Consider the following 18,701-nt stretch of genomic DNA (forward strand, 5'->3'; position numbering starts at 1 on the left):
GCCCTAGTACCTTAGCTTAAGTTTTACACCCTCCTTATGGCACACTACTCACCCTGCAATTTCTTGATACGGATCAAGCCCACTTTTTACCCTTCAGCTCTAATGCACACCACATATAGTTAATTTTAAAATAAAAACACCATATATTGTGTATCGAGGCGTATATGACCGTTCAACCCCTAGCTGCTGAAGCTCCTTTGAGTATTCCGGTAGCTGCCACCCTTGATGAATACTTACAGCAGCAAGACTGGCGCGTGAAAGCCAATGCGAACCAAGGTTACTCTCTTGGCGGGATGATTTTGAATGTGGCCGGCAAAGTGACTGCCAACTACTGGTTGAATGAAATCTACAGCCCAGAAATTGGTGCAGCGCACCGTAATGCAGATTTACATATCCATGACTTGGATATGCTGGCTGGCTATTGCGCTGGCTGGTCGTTACGCAACTTACTGCATGAAGGCTTTAATGGCATTGCCGGACGCATTGAAGCCGGCCCACCCAAGCACCTCAGCAGTGCACTGGGGCAAATGGTTAACTTTCTAGGCACCTTGCAAAATGAATGGGCCGGCGCTCAAGCCTTTAGTTCGTTCGATACCTATTTGGCGCCCTTTGTCCGTAAGGATCAATTGAGGTATGCCCAAGTTAAACAACTGCTGCAAGAGTTTATTTACAACCTCAATGTACCCTCACGCTGGGGCACCCAAACGCCCTTTACCAACCTGACCTTTGATTGGGTCTGCCCTGAGGATTTACGGCAGCAAATTCCGGTAATCGCTGGTGAGGAAATGCCCTTTAGTTACGGCGAACTGCAAACAGAAATGGATCTGCTCAACCGTGCTTATATTGAAGTGATGCAAGCTGGCGATGGTCTAGGACGAGTATTTACCTTCCCAATTCCCACCTACAACATCACCAAAGACTTTGTCTGGGATAGCCCCAATGCCGAGCGCTTGTTTGCCATGACCGCCCGCTATGGCTTGCCGTATTTCCAAAATTTTATTAACTCTGAGCTAGAACCTAATCAAGTGCGTTCGATGTGCTGCCGCTTGCAACTGGATTTGCGTGAACTACTGCAGCGGGGTGGCGGTTTATTTGGCTCGGCGGAACAAACCGGATCCATTGGTGTGGTAACCCTTAACTGTGCCCGCCTAGGTTACCAATATGCCCAGGATTTGCCGGGGCTCTACCAGCGCTTAGATCAGCTACTTGAGCTGGCAAAAGACAGCCTAGAAATTAAACGCCAAGTAATCCAAGGTTACCTTGATCAAGGGTTATACCCCTACACTCGGCGTTACCTCGGCACCTTACGCAATCACTTTTCAACGATTGGGGTTAACGGTCTACATGAAATGCTGCGTAACTTTAATCAAGATCAGCTAGGCATCCATACTGCTACTGGACGGCAAATGGCGCTGGATGTACTAGAACACATTCGCCAGCGTCTCCGCCAGTTTCAAGAACAAACCGGACACCTGTATAACCTTGAAGCCACTCCGGCCGAGGGCACCACCTATCGTTTTGCCAAAGAAGACCAACAACGTTTTGCCGATATCTTACAGGCCGGCACTCCCGACTCGCCTTATTACACCAACAGCTCCCAGCTACCGGTCGGCTACACCGATGACGCCTTTGAGGCTCTGTTGCTGCAAGATGAGCTGCAATGCAAATACACTGGCGGCACCGTGCTGCACCTGTATATGAGTGAACAACTCAGCTCCGCTCAAGCCTGTAAACAATTAATAAAAACTGCGCTGACCCGCTTTAAATTGCCCTACTTAACCATTACCCCAACCTTTTCGATTTGCCCAGTACATGGTTATCTAGCTGGGGAGCATGAATTTTGCCCACGCTGTGATGCGCTACTGGCCGCTGAGCTTAGCCAATCAAGCCCTGCGACAACTTCTTCGTTCAATAATACGCTTGAGGTACCCACCCATGACTAAACTTACTCTCCCCCAAGAACGCCGCCAACCCTGTGAAATCTGGACCCGAGTAATGGGCTATCACCGTCCAGTACATGCCTTTAATCGCGGAAAACAAGCTGAATACCGAGAGCGCCAGCCCTTTACTGAGCCTAAGCCCACAGCCCATGCTTAAAATTGGTGGCTGGCTGCCCTTTACCACGCTCGACTATCCACAACATTTAGCCTGCGTGGTGTTTTGCCAAGGTTGCGCTTGGCGCTGCGACTATTGCCATAACCCTGAACTAATCAGTCCCAGCGCCACTAGCCAATTTTCTTGGTCAGACATTTTGGCATTTCTACAAAAGCGCCAAGGGCTATTACAGGCGGTAGTGTTTAGCGGCGGAGAAGCCACGTTGCAACCCAAGTTAGCCCAAGCCATGCAACAAGTTGCCGCCCTAGGCTTTAAAGTGGGTTTACATACCGCAGGGATTAAACCCAAGGCGCTGGCTAAAGTGCTGCCTTGGTGTAACTGGGTGGGATTAGATATTAAAGCGCCTTACGGACAAGCTGCAGCTATCACCGGTGTCGCTCACAGCGATCAGCCAAACTGGGAAAGCTTAGCCTTAGTCTTGGCCAGCCAAGTGGCCTATGAATGCCGCACCACAGTGCATTGGAGCCAGCTCTCACCTACTGCGGTGCTGCAACTGGCGCAGCAGCTCAAGGCCCAAGGGGTACAGAACTTTTGCCTGCAACTGGCGCGGACTACATCGGCTCTGCCGTTAGAGGCTCAGACTACACCTAGTCAGTCGGAATTAGCCCAGCTCAAGCAACACTTAGCTACGCTGTTTAAACAGTTTGAATTAAGAGCTTAAACTGCCTTATAGCGGTTTCACGCAACCGCCATAAGGCACTGTTTAACGACCCCTATTAGCTACTTGGAGAGGGCATCACCTGAGCTTGTTGCTCAGCCACAGTGCGGCCAAGCAGCTCTAGTAACTGCCATAACCATTGGGGTAGGCTGTCTGGATCGAGGCTATCAATTAAGTTTTTAACTGCGAGTCCTAGCTCTGTATCGCCATCAATCTGTAGTCGTCGTCTAAAAAATAAACTATCGGGATCTTCTTGGCGGCTAGCCAGCAGTAAAAAATCACGCCACTGCCCACTAATGCATACCTCTACCGGCGCCTGCTGGGCAATCACTAACTGCTGATCTAACCCGTGCTGACTGATACACCAACGTAATCCTAAATCTTGAATCTCTAGCGCCAGCCAGCGATCGGTCAACACCTCAAATAGCCCATCGGCTAAGGCTTCGGCCAATAAGTGATTCAAGCTCCGCTCAAGTACTCGCTGCTGCACGAAGGCTGGGGTCAAGCGAGCCAAAGGCAGTAAGCGCTCACTGGCCGCTAATAGCCACGGCATACTACGCTTCAACATAAGCCGGCCTCCTTTACACTCAACATGCCCGGACGGCCATGCCAATAACCATTACAGCCTTGCACCGCCAAAGGCGGCAGCTGTCCTTGACGTACCTGCTGCCAACCCTCAATCACCTGTGGCATCTGCTGCGCACGGGGGCTCAGCCGAGCAATATCCACGCCGTGGCTGGCTAAACTGGAGTAATCTGGCAATAAATTGTGCACTTCAGCCGATAGGGTTTGAATGCCATTGATAGTGAATAACGGCTGGCCTTCTTGGCTCGCCAAACTGATACCTTCGGGATACTGCACACAGCAAAACTCGCATTGATCTTTCGGCCGATTTTCGGCTCGTGCGGTAAAACACCGGGCAGAATAGGCTAAAGGTAAATGCCCATAAGCAAATACTTCTACTTCAGGGCGGGCTCTGCCTAAGCTGTCTAGCTGAGTTAAGGTTTGCTGTAGCATTTGGGCTGAATACTCAACCGGCGGTACCCAGCGCTGCAAACCGCAGTCAATAAATTCACGCAGCGCCCTGGCACTGTAAATATTTAATGCCGGCCCGCCCACAAACCCCAATTTACGCTCAGCTAAAAATTGCACGGCCGCCATATCGTTGGCTTCCACCATAAACTCGCCGTTATCACACAGGCGCTTTAAGCTTGAAAGTTCAGAGTTGGCTTCAATTAAACTTAAACTAGAAAGCACCACCTGTGCTTGCGTGCTTTGCTGCAGTTCACGGGCGAGCCCAAGCCACGCACTAAAATTCAGTTCACGCCGTTTAGCGCACACTGTTTCGCCTAAATAAATAATATCCAATGGCTGCTCAGCCATCTGCTGATAGAACTTGATCAGCTGTTCGCGGGGCCAAAAAAACAACACCGGACCTAAAGACAGTTTCATACCTACTCTCCTATTGCCACGCGCGATGATAAGCACCCAAGGTAGTTTGGCTGCCTTCAGAAACACCTGCTAAGGTCTGTCGCCAACTGGCCTCCACCTGAAACTGTTCTGGGTTGCGTTGATAGCTATCTAAAGCAGCGCGCCAGACCCGTGTTACCTGCTCGGTATACGCAGGGCTCCGCTGTCGGCCTTCAATTTTAACCGCGCTCACCCCCATGCTGGCTAATGCGGGTATTAAATCCATGGTATCCAAACTGGTTGGCTCTTCTAAGGCATGAAAGCGATGACCTTGAACCAAAAAGCGGCCTTTACATAAGGTTGGATAACCGGCTGGCTCTTGCTGCTCATAGCGATCAATTAATACCTCATTTAGCCGGGCACTTAACTGCCCTTGTTCGGTGCTCCAACGCACTGCTTTGGCCGGTGAGCAAACGCCACATAAGTTAGGCGAATCACCCGTTAAATAAGACGATAGATGACAGCGCCCTTCGGCCATAATGCACAGACTACCAAAGGCAAAAACTTCAATGGGTACGCTACTATTGGCCGCCACTTGCTTTACTTGCGCCAACGATAAGACCCGCGGCAGCACCGCTCGCTGAATATTGTAGCGCTGCTGATAAAAGGCCAAGGCGGCAGCATTAGTGGCTGAGCCTTGTACCGATAAGTGCAAAGGCAAATCTGGATAGGTCTGGCTGGCATAGGCTAAAACAGCAGGATCAGCTGCAATCAAGGCATCCACCCCCAGTGCGGCCGCTTGATCGACCGCTCGTTGCCAGCGCGACCAAGCACTGGATTGAGCATAGGTATTAACCGCGATATAGAGCTTTTTTTGCTGCTGCCGAATCAGTGCTAGACCTTGCTCAAGTTGCTTTTCACTAAAATTAAGGCCGGCAAAGTGGCGGGCATTTGTATCATCTTTAAAACCGACATACACCGCATCGGCCCCTTGGCGTACGGCGGCTTTGAGAGCAGGCAAACTTCCTGCGGGACAAACCAACTGCATACAGACTCCCTCGAACACTCAGGATAGAAGAGGTCTTGAGCAGGTTTAGCCAACTGCACTCAACACTGCCGACCTCAAAAACAGCTAACTGCTGGGCAACTAATTGCTACTCGCCAGCTAACTGTGCTCTGGTTACGGCTGATTAATCTAGGAGGTTTAGCTAAGCCGCTTGTTGACAGAAATCAACCGCGCTCCGATGAGGTTTTAACCCGCAGCTAGCAACAATTACCGCCTCTTGCGCTTATCTATCGCAGTAAAGACTTTATAATCTGCCATCCATTGACTCTCTGAGCGGGATAAAGACCCTATGAAAACTTGGTTAAACAGCACACCTAAGGCCGAGCTGCACTTGCATCTCGAGGGCTCGCTGGAGCCTGAATTACTGTTTCAGCTAGCCCAGCGCAATAAAGTACAACTGCCATGGGATTCGGTAGACGCGCTAAAGCAGGCCTATGACTTTAATAACCTGCAAGAATTTTTAGATATCTACTATCAAGGCGCCAATGTCTTACAAACCGAGCAAGACTTTTACGATTTAACCTGGGCCTATTTACTGAAATGTAAAGAGCAAGGCGTCACCCACGTTGAGCCATTTTTTGACCCACAAACCCATACTGATCGTGGTCTAGCTATCGCCATTCCGTTTGCTGGTATTAGCCAAGCACTTAGCGATGCCAAAACTCAGTTAGGTATCAGTGGCGGTTTGATTCTGTGTTTTTTACGCCATTTATCTGAAGCAGCAGCCTTTGATACCCTAGAGCAAGCGATGCCATTTCGTGATCAATTTTTTGCCGTAGGTTTAGATAGTTCTGAAGTTGGTCATCCGCCTAGCAAGTTTGAGCGAGTATTTGCTAAAGCACGGGCAGAAGGCTTATTAGCCGTAGCCCATGCCGGTGAAGAAGGCCCACCTGAATATATTTGGCAAGCTCTAGATTTACTCAAAGTCAGCCGAATTGACCACGGTGTACGCGCGATTGAAGATCCGCGCTTAATGCAGCGTTTAATCGACGAACAAATTGCCCTAACCGTGTGCCCACTCTCTAACACCAAACTCAAAGTCTTTGAGCACATGGGCCAGCACAGTATTTTGCAAATGCTTGAACAAGGGGTAAAAGTAACCGTTAACTCCGATGATCCTGCGTATTTTGGCGGCTATATGACAGAAAACTTTATGGCCTTGCATAACGATTTAGGCATGACCCAAGCCCAAGCGCAGCAACTGATTGATAACAGTTTAAGTGCGCGGTTAGCACCTTAAGTGCTGACTAGCTTACTGCTTCAGTCGGCGTTGTCGACTGCGGCGGTAGCTGATCCAGTAATGGGTTATGCGCTAAAGCCGATACGCTTAAACACTCATCAATAAAGCTCAACATCTGTTGTCGTAAATCCACCGCTTCATTGACCAAATGGTGGCGCGCTTCAGGCAAATACAACACCCGTAAACTGATGAACTTTTTACTTAAAAAACTTAGGTTATAGCGCCAGTCGACCGTTTTATCTTGCTGCCCCTGTATCACAATTGGCCGAAATCCGGCTTTCTTTGCTTTATGAATGAGAGCGATCCAATTGCGCATCGCAGTTACCCACGCCACCGGTAAGGTAGTGGCTTGCAAGGGATCATGCTTAATAAACTCTAAAAATGCCGCATCGGTTGAGTTATCCGAAGGGGCGCGCTTAATCGAGGCCACAAAGGGTTTTAACAAATGATACAAGGCCTGGCCTTGGGCCCAAGCCCAAGGTCGAACCAAGGGTGCTAATAAAATAATCTCGCCCAAAGGCAAGTGCTTAGGGCGACGACGTAACAGATAATCGGTAATAATTGCACCACCAGTACTTTGGCCCAGTAAGTGAATCGGCGCTGGTAACTGCAACTGCTGAGCTTGTTCAAGGAGACTCAGTAAAACCGCAGTGTAATCAGAAAAATCATCGATGCTGGCGCGAGGGCCTGTGGATAACCCATGTCCCGGCAAATCACAGCTAAGCACCGCAAAGTCTTTAGCTAACGCCCAGCGATAAATATGCCCATACAACCCCATATGATCATAGTAGCCATGCAGCACAATTAAGGTTGCCTTAGGCGTATTTTCTGGTAATAACAACTGCGTCGCCACCTGAAACTGCCCCACTTCTAGCCTTCCTAAATGCGCCGTGCCAGGTAACACCAAGCCATAATACTGGCGCCATTTTTGCTCTTCTGCAGAAAGTTGGCTGGCCGCTGTGCTAAAAGGTCGCAACTGTTGTTGTAAGCGTTCTAACTCAGTTTGATTTAGCATGGCGATTCGCCCTTAACGTGATGTTTTCCACTACACTAACGCCTTTGATTAGTTCTCTAACTGTTGCCTATACTGCTATGACTCGCCCACGCCGTAAAACCTTAGTTATTGCCAGCATTATTGTGCTGTGGATTATTGCCATGTTAATTGCGCTTTGGTGGTACCAAGCGCGCTTTATTCGTCCCTTTAGTGAATCCACGGCTATTTTTAGTGGGCAAGAGCTGCAATTGCCGCCTAGTTTAGCAGGCGCTGGAGCAGTTCGTTTAGTGCATTTTTGGGAGCCTGCCTGTCCATGTAACGTCGGTAATCAGCAGCACTTAGCCGAAATGATGGAAGAATTTAAAGGCAAAGTTGAGTTTTATCACTTACAAAAACCCAACACCAAAGGCCAACTCCCACCTATTTTAAATCAAATGAATCATTTAGCTGGTTTACCTGGAGCCGAGCAGTTACCCGCCAGTCCGGCCGTAGCCATTTGGGATCAATCCGGCCAGATGGCATATTTTGGCCCCTACAGTGAGGGCGCCGTCTGTAACTCCAGTAACAGTTTTATTGAGCCGATTCTCAATGCCTTGCTTGAAGGACGCTCAGTGGCTGCCAGCAATACGCTCGCTGTAGGCTGTTTTTGTGATTGGCAAACACCAGATACCTAATCGGTAACGCACCCAGTAAACCAAGAAATTAGCCGATCAGCACCTAAGCTTAAGATGTCATTCACCACTGCCAGGAGGCATGATGAACTACTTATTAAGCTACCTACTGCGACTGGGCCTATTGCTGTTGGCACCAACAATTTACGCTACAGCCTCTTGCCCCAACTGGCAGCCTCAGCAAGCAGCAGAAAATATCCAGCACTTACGGCAACGTCTTCAAGCGCTGGATGCTAGTTATCAACAACAGCAGTCACTCATCAGTGATGAGCTTTATGATCAGCTACTTGAAAAAGAACAGCGCTGGAGCCAGTGTTTTCCATCTATTACTGCCAAGCCTGTAACCACAACAGCAGCTACGCCGCAACTGACCACTACGCGACATAGTTTTCCACAAGCTGGATTAACTAAGCTAAAAGAGCCCCAACTTAAACAATGGCTACAAGGTAAAACTAATCTCTGGGTTCAGCCTAAAGTGGATGGAGTGGCCGTTAGCTTGCATTATCACAACGGCCAACTGGTACAAATTTTAAGCCGTGGCGATGGTACTTTTGGCAGCAGTTGGCTGCATCATCAACAACAATTAGTCGCCATCCCTAAACAATTAACTCAACCGCTATCACTCACAGTTCAAGGGGAGTTGTATTGGCATGTGGATAACTTTATTCAAGCGAAACAAAATAACAGTCAAGCTCGCCATCAAGTCGCAGCACTGCTGAATCGCGCCCAGTTATCCACTGCACAAGGCCAACAAATTGGATTATTTGTTTGGGAATGGCCCGACGGCCCCGAAACTATTGAACAACGCTACGCCCAGCTAGCAGCTCTAGGCTTTGTCATTGATCCCTCCCTAACTCAACCGGTTAGTGATTGGCCGCAAATATCTAAATGGCGCCAGCACTGGTATCACTCGCCCTTAACTTTTGCCTCAGACGGCATTGTGCTTAAACAAAGTCGGCGGCAAGTAATCACTAGCGGCAATTATCCGCCTCTTTGGGCTGTGGCGTGGAAGTACCCTTATCAACGCACACTCGCCACGGTGCAAGGGATTCAATTTAATATCGGTCGCACTGGTAAAATCACGCCGATTGTTTTACTTGAGCCCACCGAGCTCGATGGCAAAACGATACGTCGTGTGAGTGTAAGCTCGCTCAAAAAACTGCAAGCACTGCAACTGGCCAAAGATGCTCAAGTGGCGTTGCAATTATCTGGTCACAGCATTCCACAAATTACCGAAGTGACCTGGCAAGCTGCCCAAGCTGAGCCCGTTTCTTTGCCCAATCCTAAAGATTATCATCGCTTATCCTGCTGGACGGATAATCCCCAATGCCGCACACAACTGCTGTCACGTTTAGAATGGACTAAAAAATCTCCAGGCTTTGCTCTGCATGGCTTAGGTAAAGCCAGTTGGCTACAGTTGCTCAATAGTCAGACCATTCAGCATTGGAGCGATTGGCTCACCTTAAGCCCTGAACAAATTAAACAGGCGGGATTTTCCACCAAACAGGCCGAGCAGCTCTATCAAGCACTTCAGCCACCGCTGCAAGCTTCAGCCTCAGCTTGGCTGACGGCCTTAAGTGCTCCCCATGCCACGCAACTGCCTAAAACACTGAGCTGGCAGCAGCTAGCGAACAATACGCCAAACGACTGGGAAGCGCTGTTATTCAGTCCGAAAAAAGCCCAACAACTCGCTGAGTTTATTCAGCATCCTGATATTCAACTCATTTTTCAACGACTCGCACAGCGCAAAATAGCCACTAACTAATAGTCTCATAGCCAAAAGATGGATTGTTTCAGGCTCGTCACACAAGCAGCATGTACCCCACTTAAGTGCTTAGCACTGTCTCTTTAACGATAGATTCTTGAACCTATCGTCCCTCATAAAAATAAAAAAAGTTAACCGAGACCCTTAGCCCATCCTTTGCGAACTCCACCAAAGGATGCGGCCTGTCTCTGCCTGTTTAACTAAAACTAGAAACGAATAATGAACCAACAACAATCCAGCAGTTATCAACAACTGCATAAGCCTCGTGCTGATTTTGCAAGCCGTGCAGACTACCTAGAACATGAACTGAGCATTATGTCGCCCAAACGCTGGAAGCCTAATCTGCCGTTTCGCGACTACCGTATTGAATACGAAGATTGGGTGCCCGCAATGGCCGCCACCATTGGTAAAATTGTGATGGTTGCAGCAATTGTGGCAGCCTTTGCTGCGCCCTTAGGCTTATCTAATGCCTTTGTGATTGAAAACGCCCGTTTTGAAATGATTATCGCCGCGGTATTGTTTGTGGTGCTATTTTCTGGCTTTTTTAACCCAAGGGCTAACCTGGCAGGTACCCATGGCCCATTAATTCCTTTGATTCCGTTGATTGTTGCTTCAGGCGGCCATCCCATGGCCTTAGGCTTGATGGTGGGTTTACTGGGCTTTACCTTAGGCATCTTTCGGGGCGGCAGTCTACTGGCACGACTCACCAGTGATGGAGTCTGTGGCGGCTTATTACTGTTTTTAGGCTTTGTCGGTGTGACTTCACAAATCAAAAACCTGTTTGCTTGGGCGAATGGCTTTGATATGGGATATATCGCCTTTGTGGTGATTTTCGCCACCATTATTATGTATGCCTACCTCGAGCATTTAGGTAAGCGCTGGCTGGCGATTCCTTTGGGGTCTGCGCTGGCGGCAATCATTGCTTTTGTTCTAGGTGCGCCCTTTGAGTTCACTACTGAGCCCGGTATTCCCAATATGAACCCTGCATACTGGTGGGGCGAAGACACCGGCTGGCAGCTGGGTTTGCCCAAGCTTGAGCACTTTATTGCGGTGGCCCCTTTTGCGGTGCTAGCCGTAGCCATGTGGTCGCCCGACTTTTTAGGCCACCGGATTTTCCAGCAGTTAAACTATCCCAAAAACGCTAAAAATGTGCTAATGGATATTGATGACACCATGTGCATTGCCTCCGCAAGACAAGTGGTGGGCACGGCTTTAGGTGGCGGTAACTTAGCCTCTTCATGGGGTACCTATATGGTGCCAGCATCAATTGCCAAGCGTCCGATTCCAGGTGGCGCTATCTTAACCGGCTTACTCTGTGTGGTCGCAGCAATCTGGGGTTATCCCATGGACCTAGCGATTTGGCCACCAGTTTTAAGCGTGGCGTTAATCGTTGGAGTATTTATGCCGCTCTTGGAGGCAGGCATGCAGATGACTCGTGAAGGAAAAACCTCACAATCAGCTGCAATCGTGATTTTTACCTCAGCCCTAGTGAATCCGGTATTTGGCTGGTCGCTGACAGTGCTGCTGGATAACATTGGCATTATCGGCGATAAAGAGCGCTGCACCCACCTCAGTCGCACCGATCGCTGGATTATTCCAGCCATTGTGTTTGCAGTTCTATCCTTAGTAATGGCTGCGATTGGCATGTTCCCTGGCATTCCTGCGTTAATGGAATCCTTCCGAGCATTACATTAATACGGCTCTAAGCCCAGGCTCTGATAGATTAAACAATCCGCTGAATCCACCATGATCCAGCGGATTGTTTAGCTTTAAGAGCTAGCTGGCAACTTAATTTGGCTTAAAGATTTCACCACCGCTTGTTCATCTTCCGTACCGAGCACCCCGTCACGGACCACAAATACCTTAGCAATACCTGTATTTTTAGTCGTTTCTAAGACATACAGTACGTGTGCTTGCTGATTCGTAAAGCGGCACTCAAAGTACTCAATCTCTGCTACTTGCTTGGCCTGAATAGTGCAGTCTTGCTGGCGATAGGCCTGCTCCTTGAGAAGCCAACCCACAATAAAGGTATCCGTTTGATTACTGGGTAAACGCTGCTGCTCAACAAATAAATTATGCTGCAACTGTTTAGCGTTCTGGTACCTGGTTAAGCTGCGATTAGCCGAGAGTTCACTGGCTTGGGCTTTATAGGTCAGGCCATTAATTTTTTGGCTCGGGGTGCCAGCACATGCGCTTAATAATGCTGCACCAGCAAGTAGTAAACCAGTAAGTGTTAAAGGTTTCATCGTTTGATCCTTTAGTTAGCAATTACCTAAGAACAGCTGAAATGCTGGATTATCCGTTTCATCCCAATACGGATAGCCAATTTTATCGAAGGCTTCAGGTAGTAGATGGCGCTCATTTTCTGGCACCTGCAACGCAGTTAATACCCGACCTTCGGCCGCACCATGGTTACGGTAATGAAACATCGAGATATTCCAACGTCCGCCAAGCTTATGTAAAAAATTAAATAATGCTCCGGGGCGTTCGGGGAATTCAAAGCGATACACACATTCACTACCCGCTTCCGCCGCATGACCGCCGACCATGTGACGAATATGCAGCTTCGCTAGCTCATCTTCAGTTAAATCCAGTACCGGAAACCCTTGCTCACGTAGGGTGGCAATTAATTCTGAACGCGGATCTAACTCGGGATGAGTTTGTACCCCAACAAAAATATGTGCTTCATCGGCGGTGTGGTAACGATAGTTAAATTCAGTAATTTGCCGCTTACCAATCGCCTCACAAAAGCGCTTGAAGCTACCTGGCGTCTCCGGAATAGTTACCGCAATAATAGCTTCGCGCTGCTCACCTAATTCAGCCCGCTCAGCCACATGCCGTAAACGGTCAAAGTTCACATTAGCACCCGAGTCAATTGCTACTAAGGCTTGATCTTGCACACCGGTACGCGCCACATATTTTTTAATCCCAGCCACCGCTAATGCCCCAGATGGCTCAGTAATTGAACGGGTATCATCATAAATATCCTTCATTGCTGCGCACACCTCATCATTACTTACGGTAATGACTTCATCCACATAATGCTGACAAACAGCAAAGGTGTGCTCACCAATTTGCGACACCGCTACCCCATCCGAAAACAAACCCACTTGCGCTAGTTCGACCCGCTCACCTGCGGCCAACGCAGCTTGCAAGCAATTAGAATCTTCTGGCTCCACCCCTATCACTTTAATTTCTGGACGCACGTACTTGATATAAGCCGCAACGCCGGCAATTAGCCCACCGCCACCACAAGGTACAAAGATGGCATGAATGGGGGCTTGGTGTTGACGCAGAATTTCCATCGCCACCGTGCCCTGACCGGCAATCACATCGGGATCATCGTAAGGATGGATATACACCAAGCCCTTCTCTTCCACTAAACGCAGCGAGTGCGCCAGCGACTCAGGGAAGGCATCGCCATGCAGTACAACCCGCGCCCCGCGGGCACGCACTGCTTTAACTTTAATTTCAGGGGTGGTTTTGGGCATCACAATAGTGGCCTTAATCCCCAAGAATTTCGCCGCCAAGGCAACGCCTTGCGCATGGTTACCCGCCGAGGCTGTGACCACACCACGGGCACGTTCAGCTTCGCTTAGCTGAGCAATCTTGTTATATGCGCCACGAATCTTAAAAGAAAATACCGGCTGCAAGTCTTCGCGCTTGAGTAAAATACGGTTGTTAAGGCGCTGAGATAATTGATAGGCAGATTGCAGTGGTGTTTCTTCCGCCACGTCATAAACGCGGGCGGTTAAGATTTTCTTTATGTATTGTTCAAGCATGGCGGGATTCACTAGAAAGTTGTGCAAAAATAGTGAGTCTACTCTAGCTGACGCAACTCAACCACAAGAAGCCCCGCAATCTGCGCTAGAAAACCGTATAATTACGCCCATATATTCACTTTTGGAAATCCAGCCATGACCCAAGATCAGTTAAAACAAGCAGTAGCCCAAGCTGCTATTGATATCATTCGTCCACAACTCGAAAAAAACAGCATCATCGGTGTGGGCACTGGCTCTACCGCTAATTTCTTTATTGATTTACTGGCTGATTTGCGCATGGATTTTGCTGGGGCAGTGGCCAGCTCTGAAGCTACCGCAGAGCGTTTAAAACAACATGGCATTGAAGTATTTGATTTAAATTCCGTCGGACAAATGGAATTTTATGTGGATGGTGCCGATGAAACTAATGAGCACCTCGAACTGATTAAAGGCGGTGGCGCAGCCTTAACCCGTGAAAAAATCGTAGCCGCAGTAGCGAAAACCTTTATTTGTATTGCAGATGAAAGTAAGCAAGTCAAAATTTTAGGTAACTTCCCGCTACCAGTTGAAGTGATTCCAATGGCGCGCAGTTATGTAGCACGAGAAATTCTCAAGCTTGGCGGTGATCCGGTGTATCGCCAAGGGGTTGTGACCGATAACGGTAATGTGATTTTGGATGTATATAACCTGCAAATCACCACGCCAGTCTTACTTGAGCAACAGCTCAATAACATTGTTGGCGTCGTGACCAATGGACTGTTTGCCAGTCGCCCAGCAGATATTTTATTACTCGGCACTAAAGATGGCGTAAAAACCTTTAACCGCCAGTAATTAGCCAAGCGCTGTACCTCTGTGGGCAGCGCAGGCCTAGCTCAGGATGAATCGTCCCAATACGCCGCCATGTCTTATACACCATCTATTTGTTTAATCGGCCTTGGTGGCACAATTTCTGCCCACCATGCTGATCCTTTAGAGCTATGCGATTATCAGTCAGGGCATTATGAGTTAGCCGATATTTTGGCCAAACTGCCAGCGCTTACTGAGCTGGCAACCATCTATCCCCATCAGCTAAGCAATGTTAGTAGTACCGCAATCAGTCTTTGTCACTGGTTTAACCTCAAGCACTTGCTTGAGCAACAATTGGCCAAGCCACATATTAAAGGGGCGGTGATAACCCACGGCACTAACACCCTAGAAGAAACCGCTTACTTTTTGCAGCTTACGCTAACCACTGATAAACCCGTCATTCTAACGGGCTCCCAGCGACCATTTTCTGCGCTAGGCAGCGATGCAGACTTTAATTTAATTAATAGCGTGCGGGTGGCGATTGCTGATAGTGCACAAGGTAAAGGCGTGTTAGTTGTAGCCAACGATAAAATTTACAGCGCTAGCGATGTTAGTAAAACCCATAGCTATCACTTAGAAACCTTTCAAGCACGCAATGGCGGCCCCTTGGGTTCAATTGATGCTGACCGTCAAGTACGCTTTTGGCAGCAACCCGTGCAGCAGCCCTTAGCTAAACCTGAGTTTAGGCAGCTGACCGCCCCCGATAACTCACCTTTTGTGCCAATCATTTATTCCCATGCTGGGGCTGATCAGCAAGTCATTGAAGCTTTACTGACACACACAGCCCTTGATGGTTTAGTGATTGCCGGCACTGGCGCAGGACGTTGCTCGCCACTTGAAGAAGCGGCCATTGCTAAGGCTCGGGCAAACCATATTCCGGTAGTGATGAGCTCTCGCACCGGAGCTGGCGTGGTGCTACCGATTGCCTGCTATCAAACCTTAGGCTTAATCACCTTGGAGCATTTGTCACCTCAACAGGCGCGGATTTGGTTAATTCTTGAGTTATTACTCAAGGCGCAGTCTGGGTCTTTAACCGTTTCATCCAGTGCGGCCAGCGCTGATTAATCCATAGCGACAATAAAATCACCGCGCCTCCGATCAGTAAACGAGTTAGGTCTGCTTGGCGGTTCCAAATCACTAAATTGACGATTAAACCTGCAGGAATCAGCGCATTATTCATAATGCCTAAGGTGCCAGCATCTACTTTACTGGCGCCCAGATTCCAAAAATAAAACCCTAAACCCGAAGCCACCAAGCCTAGCCAAGCCAGCACGCCCCAGTGCAGACTGGTACTGGGTAAGCGTTCGCTGTTGCCGAGCAATAAAAACGCCGGCAAAGCGATTAAAAACGCGCCAATAAAGAAAAAGCCAAAACCCTCGGTGAGTTTTCCACCCTGAGGATAATAGCGCCGCACCAAGTGCGCATAACCGACTTGTCCAGCGGCAAAGGCTAAGTTAGCAAGCTGCAGCAGTAAAAAGCCTTGAATAAAGGCTTGGCTTACTCCGTCATAGCGAATAATAGCTGCACCCATGACAGCAATTAAGGTAGAAACAATCGGCGCCCAACTAAAACGGCGTGATAGGGCATTATCAATTAACGCCACGTACAACGGAGTAAAAATGGTAAACAGCAAGACTTCAGGAACGGTTAAATATTCAAACGATAAATATAAGCCAATATAGGTCACACCAAACTGCAATGCGCCGGTTAAGGTTACACCTGCCATAAAGCCTTTAGCTAAACGCTGAGGTCGCAGCAAGGGTAAAAAAATTAGCCCAGCCAATACAATGCGCGTCAGCACCGCAAAATAGCTATCCACCTGACCAGATAAATACTCGCCAATCAAACTAAACGAAACCGCCCATAACAAGGTAACGGCAATTAAATACGACATGTTGCTAGACTCTTAATGAAAAATCACTAAGCATACGTGGCTAATAATCTAGGCTCTAGTCTTACTTATTCAATTGCTGGAAGAGTGCTATGCAGGTCATCATTCAACAAGAAGCAACCGGCTGCGGCATTGCCTCAGTAGCCAATATCGTGCAGCACTCCTACGCTGAGGTAAAAGCTATTGCCAATCAGATAGGCATTTATGCCACCGATACTGCCCTGTTTTCAGACACCCATTATGTACGGCGCCTATTAACGCATTTTGACTGGCGCGCAGCCCCCACTGAAACACCATTTACCCACTGGGATGCTCTGCCTGATACCGCATTACTCGCCATTAAATGGCACCAACAACAAGGCGTGCCGTTTTGGCATTGGTGTGTGTTTAAACGAGTTGATGGACACCGTATGGTGCTCGACTCTGCCGCTTATCTTGAAAAAAACTGCATCACTGATTTATCTAAACTGCAGCCAAAGTGGTTTATTGCGGTCACAAAAGCTAACTAAGCCTTGCTGATCACTTGCACCTCGTAATCAATCCACTTAACGTGACTACTCTTTACCCTATATAAGGATTAACACCATGCAGCTAGTAAGAAACTGGATACTTATTGCTCTGAGCACACTATTTTTAATGGCCTGCTCAGCCACGGGTTCCCCAGATAAAGTAGCGGAAGCGTTTATTAAAGCCGCGGCTAAGGGCGATGTGGAAAAGGTAATGCAATTAATCGATATCCCCAACGCCAACCAAAATGAACTACAAATGATTAAGGGTAAAGTCACCATGATTGTGGCTGAAGGCTCAGCTAAATTTGAGGAGCAAGGAGGTTTAAAGTCGGTTAAAACACTGAGTACAGAATATAGTGAGAATAAAACAACTGCCGTAGTACGCGTTGAGGTCACTATGAATAACAAGCAAGTTGATACCGATAATGTTCGTACCATCAAAACCGATGATGGCTGGAAAGTAAAACTATAGCTTCACAGCCCTACTCATTAATCAGTGGGTAGGGCTTTTTATGCTTATGCGCGTGTTTCCTTTATTCATTTTACTTATCGGGCTAGCCATTAGCTGGAGCCTTGAACAGGATCGGCAAGCTGCTGCTATAACAACAGGTGCAATCGTTGAATTACACCAACTCCCCGCTCTAAAAATTGGTGATTGGGTGTTTCGCCAAGGCACATCAGTGGAAAGTGAACTGATTGCCAATATAGGCCAGAGCCGCTTTTCACATATAGGGGTGGTGACGGCAATAGAACCTGAAGTTATTATCACCCATGCCACAACAAATGATGATCCCAACTACTCCAATCAAGTGATTAACTCACGGTTAATCGATTTTAGTTCTAATCAATTAGCTCGCCGTATCGCCATTGCTCGTCCACAGTTTTTATCCACAGAACAACAGCAACGTATTAGCCTGCATATAACCGCTAAAATCAGCCAGCCTTTTGTACTTAGTCAGCGCCAGCACCCGCATTTGTACTGCACTACCTTAATTGCCGACGCCATTACTGAACAGCAGCCTGATTTTTCACTGCCTTGGTTGAGTATAGATCAGCCCGTTTTTCGTGGTGAATACCTGCATCCCCAAGCATTTGCAGAGCGCACTGATATTGAGTGGCTTTATCCGCCAACTAATTCCAGCACTGAATAAACCCCACCAATCAGGGCAATAAGCAGTAAAAATCCCGAGGATAACAGCGAAATTTTACGTTTTTGTCTTTGAAAAAAGTCATTGCGAACCAGCGTGATATAGCTAAATAGAATTAGAAAATCTACCGCAATCCAGCACAGCGTCAGCACACTTAAACTCAGCTTAAAGCTTGCAGTGATGCCGATAAACTGTGGAAAAAACGCGACGAAAAAGACAATATCTTTGGGGTTAGAAATCCCCATCAAAAATCCATGCACAAAACCTGTTCCTGACTGAGTAGGGTTTAATTCAGGTGGTTTTGCAACCGGCTCAGTAAGTTCATGGCGTAATCCATCAATCGCCATCCAGCCAATAAAGACACACCCCAGCAGACTAATCCAGCTTAGGTAATGCGGCTCTAACTGAATCACCCCAGCAATAATCAGTGCCGCAATCGACAGTAATACTAATGAGGCTAAATTAGTCCCCAATACCGTCACCACGGCCCGTTTAAAGCCATAACGTGCGGCACTATTCAGTACCAGCGCAACAATCGGGCCAGGGGTAGCTATCAGTAAAAAAATAGTCGCTAAATAACTTAATAACAGGGGATAATTCATTGTGTGCTCTGGTAGCAATCAAAAG

General features: G+C 48.1%; 19 protein-coding genes and 1 pseudogene. 12 read left to right on the forward strand and 8 right to left on the reverse strand.

Going from position 1 to position 18,701, the window contains the following annotated elements; translation table 11 throughout:
* Positions 1-203 precede the first annotated feature (203 nt).
* The 3 genes and pseudogenes from AKN87_RS08425 to AKN87_RS08430 form a co-directional block, all read left to right on the forward strand.
* Positions 204-1,943 (forward strand): annotated as a pseudogene (locus tag AKN87_RS08425) (ribonucleoside triphosphate reductase); the annotation flags it as partial.
* Entirely contained in the window at positions 1,936-2,097 is a 162-nt protein-coding gene (gene nrdD / locus AKN87_RS12515; RefSeq protein ID WP_080995540.1) for an anaerobic ribonucleoside-triphosphate reductase, read from the forward strand. The pseudogene AKN87_RS08425 and the gene nrdD, both read left to right, overlap by 8 nt.
* On the forward strand, positions 2,090-2,776 hold the full coding sequence (locus AKN87_RS08430; protein ID WP_053103659.1) for an anaerobic ribonucleoside-triphosphate reductase activating protein: 687 nt from the start codon (positions 2,090-2,092) through the stop codon (positions 2,774-2,776). Before nrdD ends, AKN87_RS08430 begins: the two co-directional genes overlap by 8 nt.
* A gap of 55 nt (positions 2,777-2,831) precedes the next feature.
* Here the strand turns inward: AKN87_RS08430 and ubiT are convergent, their stop codons facing one another.
* The 3 genes from ubiT to ubiU are packed head-to-tail and all read right to left on the reverse strand — an operon-like array spanning position 2,832 to position 5,231.
* Positions 2,832-3,341, reverse strand: a complete 510-nt coding sequence (gene ubiT / locus AKN87_RS08435) for a ubiquinone anaerobic biosynthesis accessory factor UbiT (RefSeq protein ID WP_080995541.1) — start codon at positions 3,339-3,341, stop codon at positions 2,832-2,834.
* Positions 3,335-4,225: a U32 family peptidase gene (locus AKN87_RS08440; protein WP_053100707.1), complete on the reverse strand. Its 891-nt coding sequence runs from the start codon at positions 4,223-4,225 to the stop codon at positions 3,335-3,337. The genes ubiT and AKN87_RS08440 overlap by 7 nt, the downstream gene beginning before the upstream one ends.
* A gap of 10 nt (positions 4,226-4,235) precedes the next feature.
* On the reverse strand, positions 4,236-5,231 hold the full coding sequence (gene ubiU, locus AKN87_RS08445; RefSeq protein ID WP_053103145.1) for a ubiquinone anaerobic biosynthesis protein UbiU: 996 nt from the start codon (positions 5,229-5,231) through the stop codon (positions 4,236-4,238).
* A 307-nt stretch (positions 5,232-5,538) separates the two neighbouring features.
* Between ubiU and AKN87_RS08450 the strand changes: the two genes are divergently transcribed.
* Positions 5,539-6,489 (forward strand): adenosine deaminase, encoded by a 951-nt coding sequence (locus AKN87_RS08450; protein WP_053103146.1) that lies wholly within the window; start codon positions 5,539-5,541, stop codon positions 6,487-6,489.
* A gap of 7 nt (positions 6,490-6,496) precedes the next feature.
* On the opposite strand, the gene AKN87_RS08455 is transcribed toward AKN87_RS08450, so the two are convergent.
* A complete protein-coding gene (locus AKN87_RS08455) occupies positions 6,497-7,504 on the reverse strand; it encodes an alpha/beta hydrolase (RefSeq protein ID WP_064503185.1) in 1,008 nt (335 codons plus the stop codon).
* 77 nt (positions 7,505-7,581) lie between these two features.
* Here AKN87_RS08455 and AKN87_RS08460 point away from each other — a divergent pair, with 77 nt between their 5' ends.
* From AKN87_RS08460 to AKN87_RS08470, 3 genes are all read left to right on the forward strand, one after another.
* Positions 7,582-8,157 (forward strand): DUF6436 domain-containing protein, encoded by a 576-nt coding sequence (locus tag AKN87_RS08460; RefSeq protein WP_053103661.1) that lies wholly within the window; start codon positions 7,582-7,584, stop codon positions 8,155-8,157.
* Between the two features lie 82 nt (positions 8,158-8,239).
* Positions 8,240-9,919, forward strand: coding sequence for an NAD-dependent DNA ligase LigB (gene ligB, locus AKN87_RS08465; protein WP_053103147.1), 1,680 nt, complete (start codon positions 8,240-8,242; stop codon positions 9,917-9,919).
* A gap of 219 nt (positions 9,920-10,138) precedes the next feature.
* Positions 10,139-11,614, forward strand: a complete 1,476-nt coding sequence (locus AKN87_RS08470; protein ID WP_080995543.1) for a DUF3360 family protein — start codon at positions 10,139-10,141, stop codon at positions 11,612-11,614.
* A gap of 74 nt (positions 11,615-11,688) precedes the next feature.
* Here the strand turns inward: AKN87_RS08470 and AKN87_RS08475 are convergent, their stop codons facing one another.
* A complete protein-coding gene (locus AKN87_RS08475) occupies positions 11,689-12,165 on the reverse strand; it encodes a hypothetical protein (protein ID WP_053100711.1) in 477 nt (158 codons plus the stop codon).
* Between the two features lie 15 nt (positions 12,166-12,180).
* Positions 12,181-13,701, reverse strand: a complete 1,521-nt coding sequence (gene ilvA / locus AKN87_RS08480; RefSeq protein ID WP_053103148.1) for a threonine ammonia-lyase, biosynthetic — start codon at positions 13,699-13,701, stop codon at positions 12,181-12,183.
* A gap of 135 nt (positions 13,702-13,836) precedes the next feature.
* On the opposite strand from ilvA, the gene rpiA reads away from it, so the two are divergent.
* Both rpiA and AKN87_RS08490 read left to right on the forward strand, forming a co-directional pair.
* Positions 13,837-14,511 carry a ribose-5-phosphate isomerase RpiA gene (gene rpiA, locus AKN87_RS08485; RefSeq protein WP_053100713.1) on the forward strand — a complete coding sequence of 225 codons (675 nt, stop codon included), beginning with the start codon at positions 13,837-13,839 and terminating at the stop codon, positions 14,509-14,511.
* A 69-nt stretch (positions 14,512-14,580) separates the two neighbouring features.
* A complete protein-coding gene (locus tag AKN87_RS08490) occupies positions 14,581-15,591 on the forward strand; it encodes an asparaginase (RefSeq protein ID WP_053103149.1) in 1,011 nt (336 codons plus the stop codon).
* Here AKN87_RS08490 and AKN87_RS08495 read toward each other — a convergent pair.
* On the reverse strand, positions 15,536-16,420 hold the full coding sequence (locus AKN87_RS08495; RefSeq protein WP_053100715.1) for an EamA family transporter: 885 nt from the start codon (positions 16,418-16,420) through the stop codon (positions 15,536-15,538). The genes AKN87_RS08490 and AKN87_RS08495 overlap by 56 nt on opposite strands.
* 89 nt (positions 16,421-16,509) lie before the next feature.
* Here AKN87_RS08495 and AKN87_RS08500 point away from each other — a divergent pair, with 89 nt between their 5' ends.
* From AKN87_RS08500 to AKN87_RS08510, 3 genes are all read left to right on the forward strand, one after another.
* On the forward strand, positions 16,510-16,926 hold the full coding sequence (locus tag AKN87_RS08500) for a hypothetical protein (protein WP_053100716.1): 417 nt from the start codon (positions 16,510-16,512) through the stop codon (positions 16,924-16,926).
* 76 nt (positions 16,927-17,002) lie between these two features.
* Positions 17,003-17,398, forward strand: coding sequence for a DUF4878 domain-containing protein (locus AKN87_RS08505; protein ID WP_053103150.1), 396 nt, complete (start codon positions 17,003-17,005; stop codon positions 17,396-17,398).
* 40 nt (positions 17,399-17,438) lie between these two features.
* Positions 17,439-18,077 carry a YiiX/YebB-like N1pC/P60 family cysteine hydrolase gene (locus AKN87_RS08510; RefSeq protein ID WP_053103151.1) on the forward strand — a complete coding sequence of 213 codons (639 nt, stop codon included), beginning with the start codon at positions 17,439-17,441 and terminating at the stop codon, positions 18,075-18,077.
* Here the strand turns inward: AKN87_RS08510 and AKN87_RS08515 are convergent.
* Positions 18,047-18,676 (reverse strand): LysE family translocator, encoded by a 630-nt coding sequence (locus tag AKN87_RS08515; RefSeq protein WP_053103152.1) that lies wholly within the window; start codon positions 18,674-18,676, stop codon positions 18,047-18,049. The genes AKN87_RS08510 and AKN87_RS08515 overlap by 31 nt on opposite strands.
* Positions 18,677-18,701: the final 25 nt, after the last annotated feature.

Source organism: Thiopseudomonas alkaliphila, from assembly GCF_001267175.1.
GTDB classification, from domain to species: Bacteria; Pseudomonadota; Gammaproteobacteria; order Pseudomonadales; family Pseudomonadaceae; genus Oblitimonas; species Oblitimonas alkaliphila.